Source organism: Sphingobium xanthum (genome assembly GCF_019737615.1).
Taxonomy (GTDB): Bacteria; Pseudomonadota; Alphaproteobacteria; order Sphingomonadales; family Sphingomonadaceae; genus Sphingobium; species Sphingobium xanthum.
Genome location: NZ_JAHKKS010000015.1, coordinates 1 through 19125 on the forward strand (window position 1 = coordinate 1; position 19125 = coordinate 19125).

18 protein-coding genes and 1 pseudogene are annotated in these 19125 nt (G+C 64.9%); 13 read left to right on the forward strand and 6 right to left on the reverse strand.

Annotation, left to right across the window (positions count from 1 at the left end; genetic code table 11):
* Positions 1-115, forward strand: a pseudogene (locus KM135_RS19895) (IS5/IS1182 family transposase); the annotation flags it as partial.
* A gap of 513 nt (positions 116-628) precedes the next feature.
* Here the strand turns inward: KM135_RS19895 and KM135_RS18300 are convergent.
* Positions 629-2203 (reverse strand): peptidoglycan DD-metalloendopeptidase family protein, encoded by a 1575-nt coding sequence (locus tag KM135_RS18300; RefSeq protein ID WP_221715520.1) that lies wholly within the window; start codon positions 2201-2203, stop codon positions 629-631.
* Positions 2204-2441: 238 nt separating this feature from the next.
* On the opposite strand from KM135_RS18300, the gene KM135_RS18305 reads away from it, so the two are divergent.
* From KM135_RS18305 to KM135_RS18335, 7 genes are all read left to right on the forward strand, one after another.
* Positions 2442-5207 carry a helicase-related protein gene (locus tag KM135_RS18305; RefSeq protein ID WP_221715521.1) on the forward strand — a complete coding sequence of 922 codons (2766 nt, stop codon included), beginning with the start codon at positions 2442-2444 and terminating at the stop codon, positions 5205-5207.
* A 42-nt stretch (positions 5208-5249) separates the two neighbouring features.
* On the forward strand, positions 5250-5555 hold the full coding sequence (locus tag KM135_RS18310; protein ID WP_221715522.1) for an RNA-binding S4 domain-containing protein: 306 nt from the start codon (positions 5250-5252) through the stop codon (positions 5553-5555).
* Positions 5556-5639: 84 nt separating this feature from the next.
* A complete protein-coding gene (gene fdxA, locus KM135_RS18315; RefSeq protein ID WP_221715523.1) occupies positions 5640-5978 on the forward strand; it encodes a ferredoxin FdxA in 339 nt (112 codons plus the stop codon).
* 379 nt (positions 5979-6357) lie between these two features.
* Entirely contained in the window at positions 6358-6888 is a 531-nt protein-coding gene (locus tag KM135_RS18320; protein WP_221715524.1) for a CarD family transcriptional regulator, read from the forward strand.
* A gap of 155 nt (positions 6889-7043) precedes the next feature.
* Positions 7044-7808, forward strand: coding sequence for a head GIN domain-containing protein (locus KM135_RS18325; RefSeq protein WP_221715525.1), 765 nt, complete (start codon positions 7044-7046; stop codon positions 7806-7808).
* Complete coding sequence (locus KM135_RS18330; RefSeq protein ID WP_221715526.1) at positions 7796-8506, forward strand: GIN domain-containing protein; 711 nt, start codon at positions 7796-7798, stop codon at positions 8504-8506. The genes KM135_RS18325 and KM135_RS18330 overlap by 13 nt, the downstream gene beginning before the upstream one ends.
* A 66-nt stretch (positions 8507-8572) precedes the next feature.
* Positions 8573-9316: a hypothetical protein gene (locus KM135_RS18335; RefSeq protein ID WP_221715527.1), complete on the forward strand. Its 744-nt coding sequence runs from the start codon at positions 8573-8575 to the stop codon at positions 9314-9316.
* A 7-nt stretch (positions 9317-9323) separates the two neighbouring features.
* On the opposite strand, the gene KM135_RS18340 is transcribed toward KM135_RS18335, so the two are convergent.
* A complete protein-coding gene (locus KM135_RS18340; RefSeq protein WP_221715528.1) occupies positions 9324-11420 on the reverse strand; it encodes a RelA/SpoT family protein in 2097 nt (698 codons plus the stop codon).
* An 88-nt stretch (positions 11421-11508) separates the two neighbouring features.
* On the reverse strand, positions 11509-11838 hold the full coding sequence (locus tag KM135_RS18345) for a CC_3452 family protein (protein WP_221715529.1): 330 nt from the start codon (positions 11836-11838) through the stop codon (positions 11509-11511).
* 145 nt (positions 11839-11983) lie between these two features.
* On the opposite strand from KM135_RS18345, the gene KM135_RS18350 reads away from it, so the two are divergent.
* Genes KM135_RS18350 through KM135_RS18360 form a run of 3 tightly spaced genes read left to right on the forward strand, consistent with a single transcriptional unit; the run spans position 11984 to position 14399 of the window.
* On the forward strand, positions 11984-12490 hold the full coding sequence (locus KM135_RS18350; RefSeq protein ID WP_221715530.1) for a winged helix-turn-helix transcriptional regulator: 507 nt from the start codon (positions 11984-11986) through the stop codon (positions 12488-12490).
* Between the two features lie 11 nt (positions 12491-12501).
* Positions 12502-13602 (forward strand): sensor histidine kinase, encoded by a 1101-nt coding sequence (locus KM135_RS18355; RefSeq protein WP_221715531.1) that lies wholly within the window; start codon positions 12502-12504, stop codon positions 13600-13602.
* Positions 13599-14399, forward strand: coding sequence for a LytR/AlgR family response regulator transcription factor (locus tag KM135_RS18360; RefSeq protein WP_221715532.1), 801 nt, complete (start codon positions 13599-13601; stop codon positions 14397-14399). Before KM135_RS18355 ends, KM135_RS18360 begins: the two co-directional genes overlap by 4 nt.
* An 89-nt stretch (positions 14400-14488) precedes the next feature.
* On the opposite strand, the gene KM135_RS18365 is transcribed toward KM135_RS18360, so the two are convergent.
* On the reverse strand, positions 14489-14878 hold the full coding sequence (locus KM135_RS18365) for a glycine zipper 2TM domain-containing protein (protein WP_221715533.1): 390 nt from the start codon (positions 14876-14878) through the stop codon (positions 14489-14491).
* A 197-nt stretch (positions 14879-15075) separates the two neighbouring features.
* On the opposite strand from KM135_RS18365, the gene KM135_RS18370 reads away from it, so the two are divergent.
* Positions 15076-16077 carry an esterase-like activity of phytase family protein gene (locus tag KM135_RS18370; RefSeq protein ID WP_221715534.1) on the forward strand — a complete coding sequence of 334 codons (1002 nt, stop codon included), beginning with the start codon at positions 15076-15078 and terminating at the stop codon, positions 16075-16077.
* Positions 16078-16153: 76 nt separating this feature from the next.
* Here KM135_RS18370 and rpmB read toward each other — a convergent pair whose 3' ends face one another.
* Positions 16154-16447: a 50S ribosomal protein L28 gene (rpmB, locus tag KM135_RS18375; protein WP_221715535.1), complete on the reverse strand. Its 294-nt coding sequence runs from the start codon at positions 16445-16447 to the stop codon at positions 16154-16156.
* Between the two features lie 209 nt (positions 16448-16656).
* Here rpmB and KM135_RS18380 point away from each other — a divergent pair, with 209 nt between their 5' ends.
* The gene (locus tag KM135_RS18380; RefSeq protein WP_221715536.1) at positions 16657-17115 is read left to right on the forward strand and encodes a nucleoside deaminase; all 459 of its coding nucleotides are present in this window, start codon (positions 16657-16659) and stop codon (positions 17113-17115) included.
* On the opposite strand, the gene KM135_RS18385 is transcribed toward KM135_RS18380, so the two are convergent.
* Complete coding sequence (locus KM135_RS18385; protein ID WP_221715537.1) at positions 17083-19113, reverse strand: hypothetical protein; 2031 nt, start codon at positions 19111-19113, stop codon at positions 17083-17085. The two genes, KM135_RS18380 and KM135_RS18385, sit on opposite strands and share 33 nt — an antisense overlap.
* Positions 19114-19125 lie beyond the last annotated feature (12 nt).

Genomic DNA, 19125 nt, shown 5'->3' on the forward strand with positions numbered 1-19125 from the left:
GCGCATGTTCTGTCGCTTCAAAGACTGGCGACGCATCGCCACCCGCTTCGATCGCAACCTCAAAAACTTCATGGGAGCCATCTGCATCGCCGCTGCCGTCATCTGGTGGCTGTAGTGAGTCCGGACCCTAGCTTTCCCGATCCGTCGAATAGCCATGCAGTCTCTACCTGAGTCTGCATTCTGTCATTAGCTTTGGCTACCACAGCCAGTCTACTTTGCCCACCTTGGTCCACGCAACCGTCAGCAAAGAAGTGCGCTTCACCGCGCTTGTACCTATTGTCATCACGATGCCAAACACGCCAATGCCTAGCTTTGGCTGCAGCTTCAAATTCGGCAACCGTTGAGCCGAGAGGGACAATTGTTAGCAGCTTTGAAGTCAACTCTGCTTCACTCGGCCAAGAAACCACGGCTCGGCAGCCGACCAGCGCAAGGAGAAGCAGCGAAATTGTGACCAATCTGATCATGGCGACAAAACTAGTGCTGGCGCAACACCCTCGTCAACGTCCGCTTGCCACCCCAAATCAGTCGTCGCGACAGGACCGGATCCGTCCGTGCGGGCAAGACCATGTTCTGCTTGGATCAAACCACGGCAATCCCTCAGGAGTGCCGTTACAACCTGTTCGGGAGCTCAGCGCGTGCGCGCAGTTCCGCCGCCGGCCTGTGTCGGCTCGGCAGCCGCCGTCGCGACCGGTGCCGCCACAGCCTTGCTGAAGCCCACCGGCAGGCGCTTCAAGTCCGCGAGACGCGAGCGGAACGCCGACAGCGCTGCGCCGGAAAGCTGGGCGACCTGCGTGAACTTGATCGAGGTCGGATTGACCGTCGCGCCGCCGCGATAGAGCTCATAGTGGAGGTGGGGGCCGGTCGAGAGTCCGGTCGAGCCGACATAGCCGATCACCTGGCCGCGCCGGACCATCTGGCCGGAGGCGACCGCGATGCGGCTCATATGCGCATAGCCCGAGCCGATGCCCCCAGCATGTTGCAGCCGGACGAATTTGCCATGTCCGCCGTGCCAGCCGGCATAGGTCACGCGGCCGTCCGTCACGGCGTAAATGGGTGAGCCGTAAGCGGCTGCGAAATCGACGCCGGCGTGCATGCGCCGATAACCCAGCACCGGGTGGAAGCGCTGGCCATAGCTGGAACTCATGCGGCCGGAGACAGGCGCCGCCAGCACGCCGCGCGTCTCGCCCACGCCGGATGCTTCGAACCATTGCTGGCGGCCATCCTGCGTCCACTTCAGCATGTTGATGTCCTTGCCCCGCGCGCGGTCGAGGCCGGCGAAGAGCAGCTGCCCGACTTCGGCCTCGCCGGTGGCGGCGCGGCGATGCGCGACGATGATGTCGAACTGGTCGTCGGAGCCGACGTCCGAGCCCACGTTGAGGCGCGTGGCGAGCACCTTGAGATAGGCCTGGATGCTGGAGGGATCGGCGCCGGCCGCGCGGGCCGCGCGATAGAGGCTGCCGCCGACCTGACCGCGAATGCGCAGCGGTGTGTTGTCCACGGCGATCGGGATCCGGGTCAGCGTGAGCGCGTCGCCCTGCCGGTTGATCTCCAGCGCAAGCTCGAGCCGCGCACGTACCGTCAGCCGGTCGAGCGGTCGCGCGACATTGCGATTGGGACGGCGGCCAAGGATCATGTGGACCCGCGTGCCCGCGGCAATGGAATCCGGATCGACCGCTTCGCCGATCAGCGAGAGCACGGCCCTGGCATCGCGATCACTGACGCCGGAGCGGGAGAGGGTGTGTGCAAAGCTGTCACCGGTGCCGAGGCCCGCGTCGAGCTCGATCTGCGGACGCTCGGGGGTTTCGGTAAGCGGCGCGACCGCGTCGGTCGGCCCCATGCGCAGGCCGCTGTCGCCGCCGAGCGCAGAAGCGCTGATCATCTGCGAGCGATACTGGTCGAGTTGATTGCTGGTGAGCGGACCGGGCACGGCTCCTGGGATCGCGACGACGCCCGGCGCGAGCATGACTGTCGTGGCGCACAACGAAAGGCAAGTGAGGAGACCGCGCCACCAGATGCGGCTGCCGATATTATGGGCGAGATCGGGTGTGAGATCGACCGTCTGTGCCCACTCGCCGATGCGCTCGCGCAGCGTGGCGGGCGCGGCGATGGTTCCGCGCGTGCCGAAGGTCGGCACCGGGCTGTTCAGCCACAAGGTTGCCGTGCTGTCCCCATGGGCCGGGTTGAACTCGATCTTCTGGTACACTGAAATTGTCGCCCCCGAAGGCTTCCTTCGCACGGCCGGTCGCGCTTTTCCGCCAGCCTTGGCGCGATTGTTTGTGAAATGAATTGGTTAAAGTCAAACTAACACGGCATGGCGCCTCCCGTGCGTGCGGCGAGATGTGCGTGGGTGTCGGTCGAGCGCGCGCAGAACGGGAAATTTGTGTCGCTTCGGGATTTGCGCCTTGTCCCGGGCGCCGCCGCGCTCCATGTCCTTGCGGACTATGGCGAGCCGTGCTCATGCTGCCCTGAAGGCCGTGCTCGGGCCGACCAACACCGGCAAGACGCATCTCGCGATCGAGCGCATGTGCGGTCACTCCAGCGGCCTCATGGGCTTCCCGCTGCGCCTGCTCGCCCGCGAGGTCTATGACCGGGTCTGCCGCATCAAGGGATCGGATCAGGTCGCGCTGCTGACCGGCGAGGAGCGGATCGCGCCGCCCAATGCCCGCTATGTGATGGCGACGGCGGAGGCGATGCCGGTGCGCGGCGGCTTCGGCGCATTCAGCGATTTCGCCTTCGTCGGCGTGGACGAGATCCAGCTCGCCGCCGATCCGGAGCGTGGTCATATCTTTACCGATCGGCTGCTGCATGCGCGCGGGCGGGAGGAAACCATGCTGCTCGGCTCGGCCAGCATGGCGCCGCTGGTGCGCAGCCTCGTGCCGGATACGGAAGTCATCTCGCGCCCGCGCTTCTCGACCTTGCGTTATGCTGGTTCCGCCAAGCTCTCGCGCCTGCCCAAGCGCTCGGCCGTCGTCGCCTTCTCCGTGGAGGAAGTCTATCGCGTGGCAGAAATGCTGCGGCGGCATCGCGGCGGCGCGGCCGTCGTCATGGGCGCGCTCAGCCCGACGACGCGCAATGCGCAGGTCGCGATGTTCGAAGCAGGCGAGGTCGATTATCTCGTCGCGACCGACGCGATCGGCATGGGGCTCAATCTCAATGTCGATCATGTCGCCTTCGCGTCGCTGCGCAAATTCGACGGGCAGCGCACGCGCCGCCTGACCGTCGCCGAGATGGCGCAGATCGCCGGGCGCGCCGGGCGTCACCAGAAGGACGGCACGTTTGGCGATATCGGCGCGTCGGATGGCCCGCCGGCCTTCACCGCCGAGGAAGTCGAGCGGATCGAGGAGCATAGGTTCGACCGGATCGACCAGATCTTCTGGCGCGAGGCCGATCTGCCGATGGACGATGTCGATACGCTGATCGAGGCGCTGGAGGAGCGGCCGCATGAGCCGGGTCTGCGCGCAGCCCCCGAGGCGATCGATCTTGCCGTGCTCAAATATCTCGCCGATCTGCCGGACGTGCGCGAGCGGGCGCGCGGGCCGTGGCAAGTCGCGCGGCTCTGGGCGGCCTGCTCGGTGCCCGATTTCCAGAAGCTCGGCCTGGAGCATCATGCCCGCACCATTCATCGGCTCTGGACCTGGCTTAGCCAGGGCAATGGCCATATCCCGCAGGACTGGTTCGCGGGCCAGCTGGCCCGGCTCGATAATGTGCAGGGCGATGTCGACGCGCTGGCCGGGCGAATCGCGGCGGTGCGCATCTGGGCCTATGTTGCGCAGCGCGACGACTGGCTTGCCCAGCCCGCCGAAATGGCGGCGCGGGCCCACGCGCTGGAGGAGCGGCTGTCCGATGCACTGCACGGCGCGCTGCGCCAGCGCTTCGTGGATCGGCGAACGTCCGCTTTGCTGCGGCAGGCCGGGGACCAGCATGCGCTTTTGGCAGTGGACGTGGACAGCACCGGCAATGTAACAGTCGACGGATACAAGATCGGAACGCTGAAGGGTTTTCGCTTTGCTGTCGACCCATTGGCGCGCGCGAATGAAAAGCGGCTGCTTCTGGCCGCTGCCGAACGGAGACTGGGTGCACATTTGAACGAGATGGCGCAGGCATTGCTGGCAGTGGACGACAAGGCGTTCAGCTTCGCCAGCCCTCCGGGCGGAGACGCTCAGATCATCTGGAACGGGCATCCGGTGGCGACGCTGAAGGCGGGCCAGCGCCTGCTCGCGCCCGAACTGGTGCTTGATGCCGGACTATCCGGCCTGGCGCCCGAAATCCAGCAGGGCGTGCGCGAGCGGCTCGGCGTCTGGATCAGGGGCCAGTTCGATCGGCACGTTCCGGCCTTGCTCAAGATGGAAGCGGGTGCGACCGATCCGGCGCTGCCCCCGTCCGTGCGTGCCGTGCTGGCGCAACTCGCCGATGCGGGCGGCATCATGCCGCGCACGCAGCTCGACGAGGCGCTCGGCCAGGTCGCCAAGGAAGACCGCGCGCATCTGCGCAGGGCGGGCGTCGTCATCGGCGTCATGGACCTTTATCATCCCGGCCTCATGAAGCCTGCCGCCGCGCAATGGCGCATGGCGCTGCTGTCGCTGAAGCGCGCCAAGCCACTGGTCGCGCTTCCCGCCGCCGGCGCGGTGTTGCTGCCCGCGAGCGAGGAGCTGGACGAGATCGGCGCGGGCATTGCCGGCTTCCGCAAGCTCGGCGAGTCCTGGCTGCGGCTCGACATGGCCGAGCGGCTGGCACGCGGCGCGCATGAGGCGATCGCCGCCGGCAAGCCCTATGGCGCCGACGATGCGACGATCGTGTCGATCGGCCTCAACGAGGCGAGCTTCCTCGATCTCATGCGCCAGGCCGGCTTCCGTCCCGTCGCCGATGCGGCCGAGGGTGCGCCCAACTGGCAATTCCGCGGACGTCCCAAGCAGCGCCCGCCGCGTCCCGAAGGCGAGCAGCGCCGCCGTCGTCCGCAGGGCGACCGGGCCCAGCAGGGCGATCGTCCGCCGCGCGGCGACCGGCCGGAGCGTCAGGGCCGGCCCGACCGGCCGAAAGGCGACCGTCCGCCGCGCGACGACAAGCGCCCGGATCGTAAGGCCGATCGCAAACCGCGCCCGCAGGATCGCGACCGGGATCGGGATCGCGGCCCGCGCGAGCCGCGCCAGATCGTCGCCACCGGCAAGGCACTGGCGGGGCTCGGCGCCCTGTTCGGCCGGGAGGAATAGTCTCTGGCGGGGGGGAGCGGCGCGGCCACACCCGGTAGCGGGATGGGGCACGGGCCGAGCTTGCGGCTCGACAAATATCTCTGGTTCGTGCGCCTCGCGCCCAATCGATCGAGCGCGCAGGCGCTGGCCGAGCGCGGCATCATCCGGCTGAACGGCCGCCGCGTCGAGCGCTCGCACACGCCCGTGCGCATCGGCGATCTCATCACTCTGCCGCAAGGCAATGTCATCCGCGTCATCCGCGTCGAGAAGCTGCCGGACCGGCGCGGCCCGGCCAGCGAGGCGCAGCTCTGCTACAGCGCGATCACGCCCGGCAGTGCGCCCGCGCCACAGGCCGAGGGCGAAAGCTGAGCTAGGCGCGCGCATAGCCCTTGCCTGTTGACGCTCGCGCACGCCGGGCATATCGCGAGCGCGAATTTAACAGGGAAGACTGCCATGACCTATGTCGTGACCGACGCGTGCATCCGCTGCAAATATATGGACTGCGTCGAGGTCTGTCCGGTCGACTGCTTCTATGAAGGCGAGAACATGCTCGTCATCAACCCGAACGAGTGCATCGACTGCGGCGTGTGCGAGCCCGAGTGCCCGGCCGAAGCGATCCTGCCCGATACCGAGGGCGGTCTCGAGCAGTGGATGGAGCTCAACGCCAAATATTCCGCCGAATGGCCGAACATCACCACCAAGGGCGAACAGCCTGCCGATGCCGACGAGCATAAGGGCGAAGAGGGCAAGTTCGACAAATATTTCTCTGCCGAGCCCGGCTCCGGCAACTGACGGTTCGTCGCGTTAACCGCGCGCGTTCACGCGCGGTTCAGCGGCAATTCAATATACTACGGACAAAGGAGTCGCTATCGCATGACGCGGCTCCCTCGGCTCATTGAAGCCGGTCGGAGAGTATGTGTGGGCTGCCATTGCTGTCGCCCAACGCCACCTATGGTGGTCTGAGATGCAAACAAACGCAACATACCAGTGGTTGCACATTTAGCAGGCTGGTAATTTTGTTACGAATCTGTTAACAGACGATGGAAGCGGCATCCCGCGCCGCTCTGGAGTGATTGCGCATGGCCTACGGCTGGCACCGGATCGACACAATAGCGACGAGTGCCCCGCAATTCAGCCATCATAGTCCAAAGATAAAGAAAGGTTCGCAAGCATGGCTGCAAAAGCGCTGTCCTTCGACGTCGGCGATTACGTTGTTTATCCCAAGCACGGCGTAGGTCGGGTCATCGAGCTGCAGAGCCAGAAGATCGCCGGCATTGATCTGGAACTCTATGTGCTCCGCTTTGAAAAGGAGCGCATGACGCTTCGCGTGCCTACCAACAAGGCCGAGAGCGTCGGCATGCGCAAGCTGTCTTCGGACAAGACGCTTGGCGAGGCGCTTGAGACGCTCAAGGGCAAGCCCAAGGTCAAGCGCACCATGTGGTCGCGCCGCGCTCAGGAATATGAAGCGAAGATCAACTCGGGCGACCTCGTGTCGATCGCCGAAGTGACGCGCGACCTGTTCCGTGCCGACGATCAGCCCGAGCAGAGCTATTCGGAGCGCCAGATTTTCGAGGCCGCTTCCAGCCGTCTCGCCCGCGAGCTGGCCGCGATGGAAGAGGTCGATGAGCAGACCGCGCTCAAGAAGATCCTGCACATCCTCAACGAGGCCGCGCCGAAATATGCGAAGCTCGCCGCCGAGTAATCGTCGCTTCCAGAGCTGATACAATGATATAGGGGCGGCGCCGCGAGGTGCCGCCCTTCTCGTTTGTGCGGGCGACGTCGCTGGGTCTGTACATATGGTCTTGGCGACCTTGCCGACCATCTGTATTAGGCCATCAATACAGTTTGGAGTGTGGCATGAAAGACAAGACCCGCCTCGCGATCACCGGCGTCGTTGCCGCCGGGGCGCTTGCCCTGACGGTCGGCGGGCATGGTCTGAATTTCACCTTCGGCGATGATGAAGGCGGCAAGCACGGTGACGACAGCGGCCCGCAGGTCACCCGCACGATCGAGAATCTCAAGGGTTTCGACGGCGTCACGCTGACCGGCCCGGACGATGTCGTTGTCACCCACGGCAAGAGCTTCCTCGTCGAGGCGGAAGGGGCGAAAGGCGTGATTGATCGCCTCAATCTCTTCGTCAAGGATGGCACGCTCCATATCGAACGCAAGCAGAGCGGGAGCTGGCGTGGACGTGACGACGCGACCGTGCGCGTGACCTTGCCCGCGATCCAGCGCGTGAGGCTCACCGGCCCCGGCGACATGCGGGTCGATCGGCTCGACGGCAAACAGGTGAAGGCGGAGATTACCGGCCCGGGCAATCTTGCTATCGGCGCGATGGATGCCGAGACGGCCGAACTGGCGCTCACCGGCCCCGGCGATCTCACCGTCTCCGGCCGAACGAAGACCGCGAAGCTCAGCACGACCGGCCCCGGCGACATCCTCGCGCGCGATCTCGCGACCGAACGCGCTTCGCTCGACCTGATCGGCACCGGCGATATCGATGTGCGCGCCAGCCAGGGCGCCGACATTTCCATCATCGGCACGGGCGATGCGCGCGTCATCGGCACCGACGCCTGCCGGATCACCAAGACCGGCCCGGGCGACGCACGATGCACAAGCTGATCCCCGCCGCGCTTGCCGTATTGACGGCCTTTGCCGCGCCCGCAAGCGCCGCGACGCGGACCTATATCGTCACCGATTTCGACAATCTGCGCCTCGAAGCGCCGATCGAGGTCGTGGTCACCAGCGGCCGCGGCGTATCGGCGCGCGGCGAAGGCGATGCCAACACGCTCTCGCGCATCGATCTCGCTGTCTCGGCCCGCACGCTCACCATCCGGCTCAAGCCCTCACCCTACGAGGCCCGGCGCGATCGAAACGATGGTCCGGCGAAACTGTTCGTCAGCGTCCCCGTGCTGCGCCATCTCCAGCTTGCCGGCGCCGGCTCGCTCAAGGTCAGTGGCGGGCTCGACAAGCTGCAGGCCGAAATACTTGCCTCGGGCAGCGGCAGCGTCGCCGTGAGCGACATCGCGACGGACCGGCTGGGCGTCGTCCAGACCGGCTCGGGCGCCATCGCGATCACCGGCAAAGCCAAGCGGCTGGACATCCATGTCGCGGGCAGCGGCGCGCTTGCCGCCGGCGCGCTGGCATCGAGCGATCTCGGCGTCCTGCTCGAAGGCTCGGCCACGATCGAGGCCGCGGCGGACCGCAGCGCCAAGATCCTGGCGACGGGACCCGGCAGCGTCACCGTAGCCGGCAAGGCCGCCTGCACGGTCAGCCGCACCGGCAGCGGCTCGGTGCTTTGCGGCGGGAAGAGCTACTGAGCGCGTTTGATGAACTCGTCTCCCAACCTGAAGCGTCACGTTCTAGAGCGGCTGCGGGGGAAGATCATGCTCGCCATTCTAGTCACTTTCCAATCTGCGGCGCTACCAGCCACCACGGGCTGGAGAACTGAGCGGGACCAGATCACGTGCCAGATCAATCGTGACGTTCCGGCCTCGGATCGCGCGGAATGGGTTACGATCTTGCGAGATGCCATCTCGACGACGTTTCATGTCACACTGATCGTGCCGCGGACAGTTCCAATCACTGCCCGTAGTCGCCTGACGATGGTGCGCCCTGGTGATGCGGGCAATTCAGCGTTGGCGTTCAAGCGCGGTCGCTTGGCGGATGGTAGGGCGGTGCTGGAATTCGACACGCCGGTTGATCTCGATCCGACGTTCTCCTTTTTTCTTGATGGCCAGCAGCTTGCGATCGTTGGTGACGAACTCCCTGCGCTCCGGTCGCGTCTCGCGCGTTGCCGCGAAGATCAACTGGTCGGACTAGGGGTCGAGGCTGCTTCCGTCAGTGACACGTTGCAGCCGCCTGTCGGGTCCGTTCGCCCTTGGATCACCAATGATGATATTCCGCCTCGGCCTCTTCCGAAAAGTCGTCGGGGCTATATGATGTGGAAGGTCTTGCCCGATGGCAGAATCAATAATTGCCGCTTCGTGATCTCGCTCGATGATGAGAAGCTCGACAGACGCGTCTGCGAACTGCTTACGCGTCGAGGCGCCTATCAGCGCGGCGCGCGCGACGCTGCCGGCCAACCGGTCGAGACTTGGGACAGCCGTTGGATGATAGTCGTCTATTGAGCCGCCGCTAAACCCGCTCCGCCTGCACCACCGGATCGATCGCGCGCAGCGCCGAAAGAATGCGCGCGACATGGCTCGCATCCTCCACTTCCAGGTCGATCAGGTCGGTGTGGAACGGTCCCTCGCGATTGACGAGTTGCAGGTTGAGGATGTTCGCCTTGTTCACGCCGAAAATGTTGGCGACGGTCGCCAGCGCGCCGGGCTGGTTCTTGACGATCACTTGCAGCCGCGTCGTGCCGCCCTTGGCCTCGCTGTCCCAGCTCAGGTCCACCCAGTCGGCGTCCTGACCGGTCTCCAGCGCCAGGCAGTCGATGGTGTGAACCTCGATCGGCTCGTCCGGTCGGCGCAGGCCGACGATGCGGTCGCCGGGCACCGGATGGCAGCATTCCGAGAGCGTGAAGGCAATGCCGGGCGTCAGGCCGAGGATGGAGACGGCCTGATGCTGGGCCGATTTCTTCGACTTCTTGCCCGGCGCTTCCTCGACGCTGCCGGGCACGAGCGCGTTCAGCACCTCGTCGTCGGAGATGCGGTTCATGGCGATCGCGATCATCAGCGCCGCCTTGTCCTCCAGCTTCAGGCGCTTGATCGCGGCCTTCTCCGCCTTGTCGCCGATCTCGACGACGAGGCGCGAGACGATCTCCTCATAGAGCTTTTCGCCAAGCGCGATCGTCTCGGCGCGCTGCTTCTGGCGGATGAAGCGGCGGATGGCGGCGCGCGCCTTGCCGGTCACGGCGAAGCTCAGCCAGCCGGGTTGCGGCTCCTGCGCGTCGGATTTGAGGATTTCGACCTGATCGCCATTTTCTAGGATCGTGCGCAGCGGCATCACGCGGCCGTTGATCTTGGCGCCGACCGCCTGGTTGCCGAGCTTGGTGTGGACCGCATAGGCGAAATCGACCGGCGTCGATCCCTTGGGGAGCTGCTGCAGCTCGCCCTTCGGGGTGAAGGCGAAGATGCGATCCTGATACATCGCCATGCGCGTATGCTCGAGCAGCTCCTCGGCATCCTGGCTCTGCTCCAGGATTTCGACGAGGTCGCGCAGCCATCCGGCCTGACCGTCGGGCCTGGCGTCGTCCTGCTTGTAGGCCCAGTGCGCGGCGAGGCCGAATTCGCTGTCCCGGTGCATCCGCTCGGAGCGGATCTGGATCTCGATGCGGGCATTCTCGTCGTGGATCACGGTCGTGTGCAGCGACTGGTATCCGTTCCGCTTGGGTGTCGAGATGTAATCCTTGAAGCGCCCGGGCACCATTTTGTAGCGCTGATGGATGAGGCCCAGCGCGCGATAGCAGTCATCGGTGCTGTCGGTGATGACACGGAAGGCCATGATATCGGAGAGCTGCTCGAAGCTGATGTGACGCTCCTGCGTCTTGCGCCAGATCGAGTAGGGATGCTTCTCGCGGCCGGAGACGGTGACGCGCATACCGGCGGTGGTCAATATGGTCTGGAGCTGGCTGGCAATGCGCTTGACCTTGTCCTCGCCGCCTTCCTTGAGCAGCGCGAGCCGGCGCGTGACACTGTCATAGGCGTCGGGCTCCAGTTGCTGGAAGGCCAGCAGCTGCATTTCGCGCATGAAATCATACATGCCGATCCGCTCGGCAAGCGGCGCATAAATGTCCATCGTCTCGCGGGCGATGCGGCGCCGCTTCTCCTCGCTCTTGATGAAGTGCAGCGTGCGCATGTTGTGCAGCCGGTCGGCGAGCTTGACGAGCAGCACGCGGATATCGTCGGACATGGCGAGCAGGAATTTGCGCAGATTTTCCGCAGCGCGCTGGTTTTCGCTCTGCGCTTCGATCTTGCTGAGCTTGGTGACGCCATCGACCAGCCGCGCGACATCGTCGCCGAACAGGCGTTGCACTTCCTCGGTCGTGGTCAGCGTGTCCTCGATCGTGTCGTGCAGCAGCGCCGTCACGATGGTGCGATCGTCGAGGAACAAGTCGGTCAATATGCCCGCAACTTCAATCGGATGGCTGAAATATGGGTCGCCGCTGGCGCGCTTCTGGCTGCCATGTTTGGCAACCGAGAACACATAGGCGCGGTTGATCAGCGCCTCATCGGCGTCCGGATCGTAGTTCTTGACCCGCTCAACAAGTTCGTACTGGCGCAGCATCGGGCCACAAGATGCTGTTGCGGCCCCGTGCTGCGCAACAGAAAACTGCACATTTCGATGCGGGCGGGGCGCTGCTGTGGTTCTGTCGTCACTTCGTGGCGATGCGGGCGGCTCCCGGGGCGCCGTTGCAGCGCGCCAGCTGCTCGGCATCGAACAGGGTCTTGCCGCTGCCGAAGCTGGTGACCGGGCCGGCCGTTCGCGCCAGTGCCTGACAGACGACCAGCGGGCGGCTGTTCCCGGTGGGCGCCGTGCATTGGTCGTCGGCGCAGCGCCAGAGCAGGCCGTGCGCGACCAGCCTGTCCGCCTGCACGGGCGCCGCGAGCGTCGCCGTGTGGCCGGCGTTGCTTGCCCGGGCGGACAGGGTGCCGGGCGCCGAGAGGGCTGCCAGTGCCAGAGTCAGTTTCAGGAACGTCGTCATCTGATCCTCCCAATTCAGTAGCGAATCGAAACTATAATATTCGATTGCAATATGCAACTGAATAGACAGGCTGCGGCAGTCCGCTCGCCCACTGTCCGGATTAGGGATTTGGCGACGGGACGATTATGCGCTAGCGTCGATCGCTATGGGTGCTCGCAAGGGTCTCGATGCGTTTGAGGGTTGTGCCCTGCCGTCCGCGCTGGAAGCGATGGGGGAGCGGTGGTCCTTCCTGATCCTGCGCGCGTCGTTCAATGGCATTGTCTATTTCGAGGATTTTCAGGGTTCGCTCGGTATCGCGCGCAACATCCTGTCGAACCGCCTCGCCAGGCTCGTCAATAAGGGCATTCTCACGCGCGAACCGGTCGAGACCGACAAGCGCCGCGTCGCCTATCGCCTGACCGATAAGGGGCGAGGACTCGTGCCGGTCATGATCGCGCTGCGCCAATGGGGCGAGCGCTGGGGCGGTGTATCGCCGTCAGGCCCGATCCTCGCCGACGCGCGTGATCGCCAACCCGTCCGCCCGATCACGATACAGGCGTGGGACGGGCGCGCGCTTGGCCACCATGATCTGTGCTGGCTCGATCGGGACGAGCCGGAGGGCGAGCCGACGCCGTGCGAGGCCGCAACATGCATGAAGACCGGAAAGAACTGACCCGTACGCCCATGTCGACGGTCTTGCCGATCAGAGCGCAGCCCTTTTTCGAGGACAAGAACCGGGCCTTCTGGATGCTCCAGGGCCTCGGCTGGTCCGGCGCGTTCCTGTTGCGCGGCCTCTCTGGCATCGCCAACGGACAGCCGCTCTCCTTCCTCGTGCCGGTACTCATCTCGACCGTGGCGGGCTATTCGATCACCTTGCTGATGGCGGTGGGCTATCGCTTCCTGCTCGCGCAGAAGCCGATCGTCACCTGGACGACCTCGATCGTCGTCGCGATCATCGCCGGCGGCACATCGGCCTTCATCGATGCCTGGGTGTTCACGACGCTCAATCCGGTGGGTGAGGGCGCCAGCCTCAAGCTGTTCCTCGGCGCCTTCTATCTCAATTTCACGCTGCTCGGCGCCTGGTCAGCGCTCTATTATGCGATCAACTTCTACCTGACGGTGGAGGAACAGGCCGACCAGCTGCTGCATCTGGAGAGTCAGGCAAGCGCCGCCCAACTCGCCATGCTGCGCTATCAGCTCAATCCGCATTTCCTGTTCAACACGCTGAACAGCATCTCGACGCTCGTGCTGCTCAAGCAGACCGAGCGGGCGAATGCGATGCTTTCGCGCCTGTCAGCCTTTCTTCGCTACACTTTGATCAACGAACCGACCGCACAGGTGACGCTTGAGCAGGAGGTCGAGACGCTGAAACTGTATCTCGAGATCGAGAAGATGCGGTTCGAGGATCGGCTGCGGCCGATTTTCGACATTCATCCGGCGGTGGCGGCGGCGCGTCTGCCCTCGCTGCTGCTGCAACCGCTGGTCGAGAATGCGATCAAATATGCCGTGACGCCGCTGGAGGAGGGGGCGGATATCGTCGTGACGGCGCAGCCTGTCGGTGAAAACGTTCGGATCGTCGTGTCGGACACCGGTCCCGGGTTGAACGGGGCGGACCACCGCATGACGAAGGGTACGGGAGTGGGCCTGGCCAACATTCGTGACCGGCTGGTCCAGGCATTTGGGGAACGACAAAGCATGGAAACACGTTCTCCGCCCGAGGGGGGCTATAGCGTCATCATCGAGATGCCGCTGATCACTGCCGAACCATCAAGGGTAGCTGCATGACCATAAGAACCATTCTCGTCGACGATGAAAGCCTCGCCATCCAGGGACTGAAGCTCCGGCTCGAGGCGCATCCCGATGTGGAAATCGTGGAGACCTGCACGAATGGCCGCGAGGCCATCCGCGCTATCAAGACGCACAAGCCCGATCTTGTGTTCCTCGACATCCAGATGCCCGGCTTCGACGGTTTCTCCGTCGTGCAGGGCGTGATGGAAGTCGAGCCGCCATTGTTCATCTTCGTGACGGCCTATTCGGACCACGCCCTGCGCGCGTTCGAGGCGCAGGCGATCGACTATCTCATGAAGCCCGTCGACGAGCAGCGCCTCGCCGATGCCCTCGACCGTGCCCGCCAGCGCCTGCACGAGAAGCGCCACGTCGTGGAGGCCGAACGCCTGCGCGAAGTGCTGGCCGAAGTGGCCCCCGACGTCGTTTCGGACATGGGCGCGGACGCGGATACGCCCGCGTCCAGCCGCTACGAGAAGCTCATCAACATCAAGGATCGCGGCCAGATCTTCCGCATCGATGTCGATACGATCGAGCGGATCGATGCGGCCGGCGACTATATGTGCATCTACACGGCCGACAATTCGCTGATCCTGCGCGAGACGATGAAGGATCTGGAGAAGCGGCTCGATCCGCGCAATTTCCAGCGCATTCATCGCTCGACCATCGTGAACCTGAGCCAAGTCCGTCAGGTGAAGCCGCACACCAATGGCGAGTGCTTCCTGGTGCTGGAATCCGGCAGCCAGGTGAAGGTCAGCCGCTCCTATCGCGACGTGGTGGCGCGCTTCGTTCACTGACGCCCCTCGTCGTGGCAAAGAAATTGGCCGGGCCTCGCGAGAGGTCCGGCCTTTCCTTTGCTACGGGAATCGTTGGACGGAGCCGCCGCTCAGCAGCGGCCATTGCCCTTGTCGATCGCGCGGCCGGCAATGGCGCCGACAGCGCCGCCGATGATCACGCCCGCGGTCTTGTCGCCACGGCGACCGGCAACCTCGTGGCCGAGCAGGCCGCCGGCAATGGCGCCGACGATCGTGCCGGTCGTGCCGTCGTTGCTGCAGCGATAGCGATTGCTGGCGTAACGGCTGTCACGATAGCGGGCATCGCGCACATAGCGGCTGTCGCGATAGTCGCGATAATCCCGGTCGTTGTAGCGATAATCCCGGCTGTAGTCGCCGCGATAGTCGCGATAATGGTCGCGGGCCGCTGCCGGTGCCGCGACGCCGAGCGAAGTCACGACCATGGTAGCGGCGGCCGTGAGGCTGATGAAGGTCTTCGTCATGGTCTTGCTCCTTGATCTTCCTGGCGAACGCTTCGTGGCAACTGCGCCTCTGTTCGTCCGCTATGAGAGCCTTCTAGACCTCCGCGCTTGAGCCAATGCTGAACGGTCATTTTAGCGTTCGTTCAGGTTCGGCCGCGCCGGATTGCCGCACAAGGCAGTGGCGTCGTCGCCGCTCGGCCGCTATGCCCCGGCGCCATATGCAGCGTGTCGCGCTTATCCTCATGCTGTTCGTCCTGCTCATGAACGGGCGCCATGGGGGCAACACGCCACCCGCGACGTTCGACAGCCTCTCGGTCCAGGCCCGTGCGCTGGACATTGCCGACAGTGCGCTGAGCAAGGATTATGGACCGCTTCGCCTGACCGCAGCGTGGCAGCTTTCGGGTTCGCACGCCGCTTTCGGCGGTTTTTCCTCGCTCTTTGTGAAGGAGGACGGCGCGCTGGTCGCGTTGAACGATACAGGCGAGCTGTTCGGCTTCCGCGTGAAGGGGCCGCAGGGAGCGGGCTTCGTCGAGCCGTTGCCGCGCATCGGGATCGAGCAAAGCTGGCCCAGCTGGGAGTGGGATTCGGAAAGCATGCAGCGCGATCCGGCGACCGGGCGCATCTGGGTCGGTTTCGAGCTGCTCCAGCGCATCTGTCGCTATGCGCCGGACTTCAAGGCGCTTGAGGGCTGCGTCACCCCGCGCGCCATGCTGCGCTGGCCTGTCACGGGCAGCATCGAATCGCTCGTGCGCTTCGCGGACGGTCGCTTTCTCGCTATCTCGGAAATGGGGACGAACGCTGCCGGCGCCCATGATGTGCTGCTCTGGCAAGGCGATCCGGTCGATCCCGCGACGCCGCCCCCCGTCCATCTGGGCTATCGCCCGCCCACCGGCTATCGCCCCACAGATGCGCTCTGGCTGGGCGGCGACCGGCTGCTGGTGCTCAATCGGCGCCTGACCCTGGCCGACGGGTTCACCACGCGGCTAACGGTCGTCACGCTGCCCAGGCTGGAGGAAGGCGCCGTGCTGACCGGCCGCGTGATCGCCACTTTCGCGCCACCGGGCCTGGCGGACAATTTCGAGGCCATGGCGCTGAGCCGGGAAAAGGGCCGTCCGGTGCTGTGGGTGGCATCGGACGACAACCATCTCTTCCTGCAGCGTTCCTTGCTGCTGCGCTTCGATCTGCCGGCTGACTGGGTCAGCGACCGGCCAGCGCCTTGAGCGCAACGGAAAAGACAGGCAAAGAAAAAGGCGGCCCGGGCGGACCGCCTCTTCGAAATCGGATGATCGCGCCGAATCAGGCCGCCTTGGGAGCAGCCTTCTTCTCGATCTCGCGCTTCAGGCGACGGACGCGCAGCGACAGCTTGGTGTCGTTGGTCTTCAGCAGCCAGTTGTCGAGACCGCCGACATGCTCGACCGAGCGCAAGCCATGCGTCGAAACGCGCAGCTTGATGCCGCGCTCCAGCGTGTCGGAAATCAGCGTCACATTCTGCAGGTTGGGCAGAAAGACTCGCTTGGTCTTGTTGTTGGCGTGCGACACGTTGTGGCCCACTTGGCGGCCCCGGCCGGTCAGTTCGCAGATGCGCGACATGTCTCGTTCCTGATCTGGGTACTTACGGAAAGTGGCGCCGATACAAGGCAAAGCCCGAATCGTCAAGGCGCTTTCCCCTGATTTCTGCCTGGACCAAAGTGATTTCAATCCGGATGGAAACATCTGGCGGCTCGGAAATCACGGCCAACAGGAAATTTTCCAGACTCATTCCTGTTCGATCAGGGCGGGAATGAGTCTAGGGATGAGGCGTGCCTGAACCCTTCCCCCTTCCCGAGCCGATGCGCATCGCCCTTGCCTGTGCGCAAGCGTCGGCGCAAGCCGATGAGGTGCCGATTGGCGCCGTCGTGACGCGGGATGGGCGCGTGATCGCGACCGGCGAGAACCGCAATCGCCGGGATAATGATCCGACGGCCCATGCCGAAATCGTCGCGATTCGGGCGGCTTGCGCGGCGCTCGGGCAGGACCGTCTTACCGGCTGCGATCTCTGGGTGACGCTGGAGCCCTGCGCCATGTGCGCCGGCGCTATCGCGCATGCGCGCATTGCCCGGCTCTATTATGGCGCGCTCGATCCGAAGGGCGGGGGTGTCGATCATGGCGCGCGCGTCTTTGCGCAACCGCAATGCCATCATCGCCCGGAGCTGTTTCCCGGACTCGGCGAGGAAGCGTCGGCAAGCCTATTGCGCGGCTTTTTTGCGGCGCGTCGCTAGCGGCGGGTCTTCCGGCTCACCTTCGATCTTGTAGAGCGTATAGGGCAGTTCGCCGGGGAATTTGAGTTCGACCGGCGTCAGGAAGGGGAAGCCCTCACCGCGCGAGACGCGGGCATAGAAGCCACGCGGGCTCCGCCGCTGATAGATCGTCCCTTCCGGGAAATTGGGGCAGAACAGGAAATAGGTCGCGCCATGCTGCGCGGCGATTTCGCGAAACCGCTCCGGTGAGCCGTCGAAGGCATGATGAATGTCGAGGATCGCCTTGCCGTTGCGATGATAGGGGCCGGCGATGACGCTATGATGCGTGATCGCTATGACGCGCGGCCCCATATCGACGAGCGTGAAGATCGTCGCGGCGGGGACCTGGTCGAGCACCTGCAAGGCGGGCTGCGTGCGGCAGCGTGCCTCGGAGCGGCGGGTGACCTGCCGCCGGGTCTCGTTGCGATTGCCGGAAGCCGCATTCGCCGGTGCGTCGGTTCTTGTCGTGGCAGCGGGCGACGGGGCCGCTTTTGGTGATGGCGCGACGTTCGCATTGCCGGCGGCAGCCGGCCGGGGCTTGGCCGCCGCATTGGACCCGTTACCCATGGCGCGGGCATAAATGGGATAGAGCGAATAGATGCCGATGGCGCAGCCCAGAAGCAGGATTGCCGGCAAGGCGGCGATGCGCTCGGCCCAGCGGCCCGCAAACAGCTTCTCGACGGAGGTCCACAGCGCCCAGGCGACGGGTGCGATGGCCAGCAGTTGCGCTGCCGGGCCGGCGCGAATCTGCCAGAAAGTGAGCGCGATGGCGAAGCCGATCATGAGCGCCACGGTGATCCAGGCCCAAAGCCGGTCCGTGTCCCGGCGGGCAACAATGCAGCCCACGAAAGCGCAGAGCAGTCCGGTCGCGGGCAAGGCCAGGATCGGCACCCAACTGGATTGCGGCTGGGTGTAGATGGGCTTGGCTTCACGAATATAGACCAGCCAGCTCTTCTGGAGCTCCGGTGAAATCTGGTAGGCGCTGGTCAGGCATTGCGGCCACATGGCATAGGCGAAGCCGCCCACGATCGCGCCGCCGATGGCGCCGGCGATCAGCCTTTGCGGCCAGGAGCGCAATGGCAGCATCGTGAGCGCGAAGAGGATGCCCGATGCCAGAACGAGAATGCTCGTCCACACCGGAGAGATGGCGTCGCAGACCGGGAGGCGGTTGGCATTGCTCGCGAACAGGGCGTAGCCGATCGCCGTCGTGCCGCCGAGGCTGAGCGCATAGGGCCGCATCCGCCGCGCCGCGCCATCCTTGAACACCCAGCGCAGCGCGATCAGCGCGCCGGCGCCGGCGAGATAGACCATCATTTCCATGCCAATGACAACGGACGCGGCGCTGGAGACGCCAGCGACGATGCCTCCGCGCGTCCATTTGCGATCGACGAGGCCCGCGAGCGCCGTCGCCGTCAGCGCGAGTTGCCAGCCATGGTGATCGACCCGCAGGGGCATGTACATGGCAAGGCCCATGCTGGCGCCGAGCGGCAGGAGCATGGCGGCGAACCAGGCGTGGCCGCGGCCGTCGTTCGAGAGGCGCCGGGCGATGAAAGCAACAGCGAGCATCAGCACCAGCAGCGGCAGGAACGGCGCGACGCCGAGCGCAAGCTCGTCCGCGCGCGCCGGCCCGGTGAACAGCCGGAAGAAGAGCATGAGCGCGGCGATCGGCAGATCGACCAGCCGGCTCCAGTGGATATTGGCGCCGCCGGGCGGGTCCATCCTATGCTGGCGCAGATCCCACCAGCTCTGGCCGTTCAGCCAGTCGCGCACCTGCAGATAGCGCATATTGTCGTCGGTATCGCCGAGCGAAAGATAATGGATCGCGGAAGCATATTTATCGAGATAGAAGGCCGCGATCAGCAGCCAGGCGATGACGATGATCCACCGCCATTCCCTGGTGGCGAAGCCGTCCAGCACGGCCCACCACCGGCGCAGGCGCATGCCCGTAGCCGGGGCAGCATTGTCTAGGCTTTGCCGCATCGGCTAGGGGCT

Coding starts and splice junctions, on each gene's coding strand:
- rpmB (WP_221715535.1), bottom strand. CDS start 16,447: ATGTCGCGCATCTGCGAACTGACCGGCCGGGGCCGCCAAGTGGGCCAC.
- KM135_RS18330 (WP_221715526.1), top strand. CDS start 7,796: ATGCACAAGCTGATCCCCGCCGCGCTTGCCGTATTGACGGCCTTTGCC.
- KM135_RS18340 (WP_221715528.1), bottom strand. CDS start 11,420: ATGCTGCGCCAGTACGAACTTGTTGAGCGGGTCAAGAACTACGATCCG.
- KM135_RS18360 (WP_221715532.1), top strand. CDS start 13,599: ATGACCATAAGAACCATTCTCGTCGACGATGAAAGCCTCGCCATCCAG.
- KM135_RS18365 (WP_221715533.1), bottom strand. CDS start 14,878: ATGACGAAGACCTTCATCAGCCTCACGGCCGCCGCTACCATGGTCGTG.
- KM135_RS18355 (WP_221715531.1), top strand. CDS start 12,502: ATGTCGACGGTCTTGCCGATCAGAGCGCAGCCCTTTTTCGAGGACAAG.
- fdxA (WP_221715523.1), top strand. CDS start 5,640: ATGACCTATGTCGTGACCGACGCGTGCATCCGCTGCAAATATATGGAC.
- KM135_RS18320 (WP_221715524.1), top strand. CDS start 6,358: ATGGCTGCAAAAGCGCTGTCCTTCGACGTCGGCGATTACGTTGTTTAT.
- KM135_RS18345 (WP_221715529.1), bottom strand. CDS start 11,838: ATGACGACGTTCCTGAAACTGACTCTGGCACTGGCAGCCCTCTCGGCG.
- KM135_RS18325 (WP_221715525.1), top strand. CDS start 7,044: ATGAAAGACAAGACCCGCCTCGCGATCACCGGCGTCGTTGCCGCCGGG.
- KM135_RS18335 (WP_221715527.1), top strand. CDS start 8,573: ATGCTCGCCATTCTAGTCACTTTCCAATCTGCGGCGCTACCAGCCACC.
- KM135_RS18310 (WP_221715522.1), top strand. CDS start 5,250: ATGGGGCACGGGCCGAGCTTGCGGCTCGACAAATATCTCTGGTTCGTG.
- KM135_RS18350 (WP_221715530.1), top strand. CDS start 11,984: ATGGGTGCTCGCAAGGGTCTCGATGCGTTTGAGGGTTGTGCCCTGCCG.
- KM135_RS18385 (WP_221715537.1), bottom strand. CDS start 19,113: ATGCGGCAAAGCCTAGACAATGCTGCCCCGGCTACGGGCATGCGCCTG.
- KM135_RS18370 (WP_221715534.1), top strand. CDS start 15,076: ATGCAGCGTGTCGCGCTTATCCTCATGCTGTTCGTCCTGCTCATGAAC.
- KM135_RS18305 (WP_221715521.1), top strand. CDS start 2,442: ATGGCGAGCCGTGCTCATGCTGCCCTGAAGGCCGTGCTCGGGCCGACC.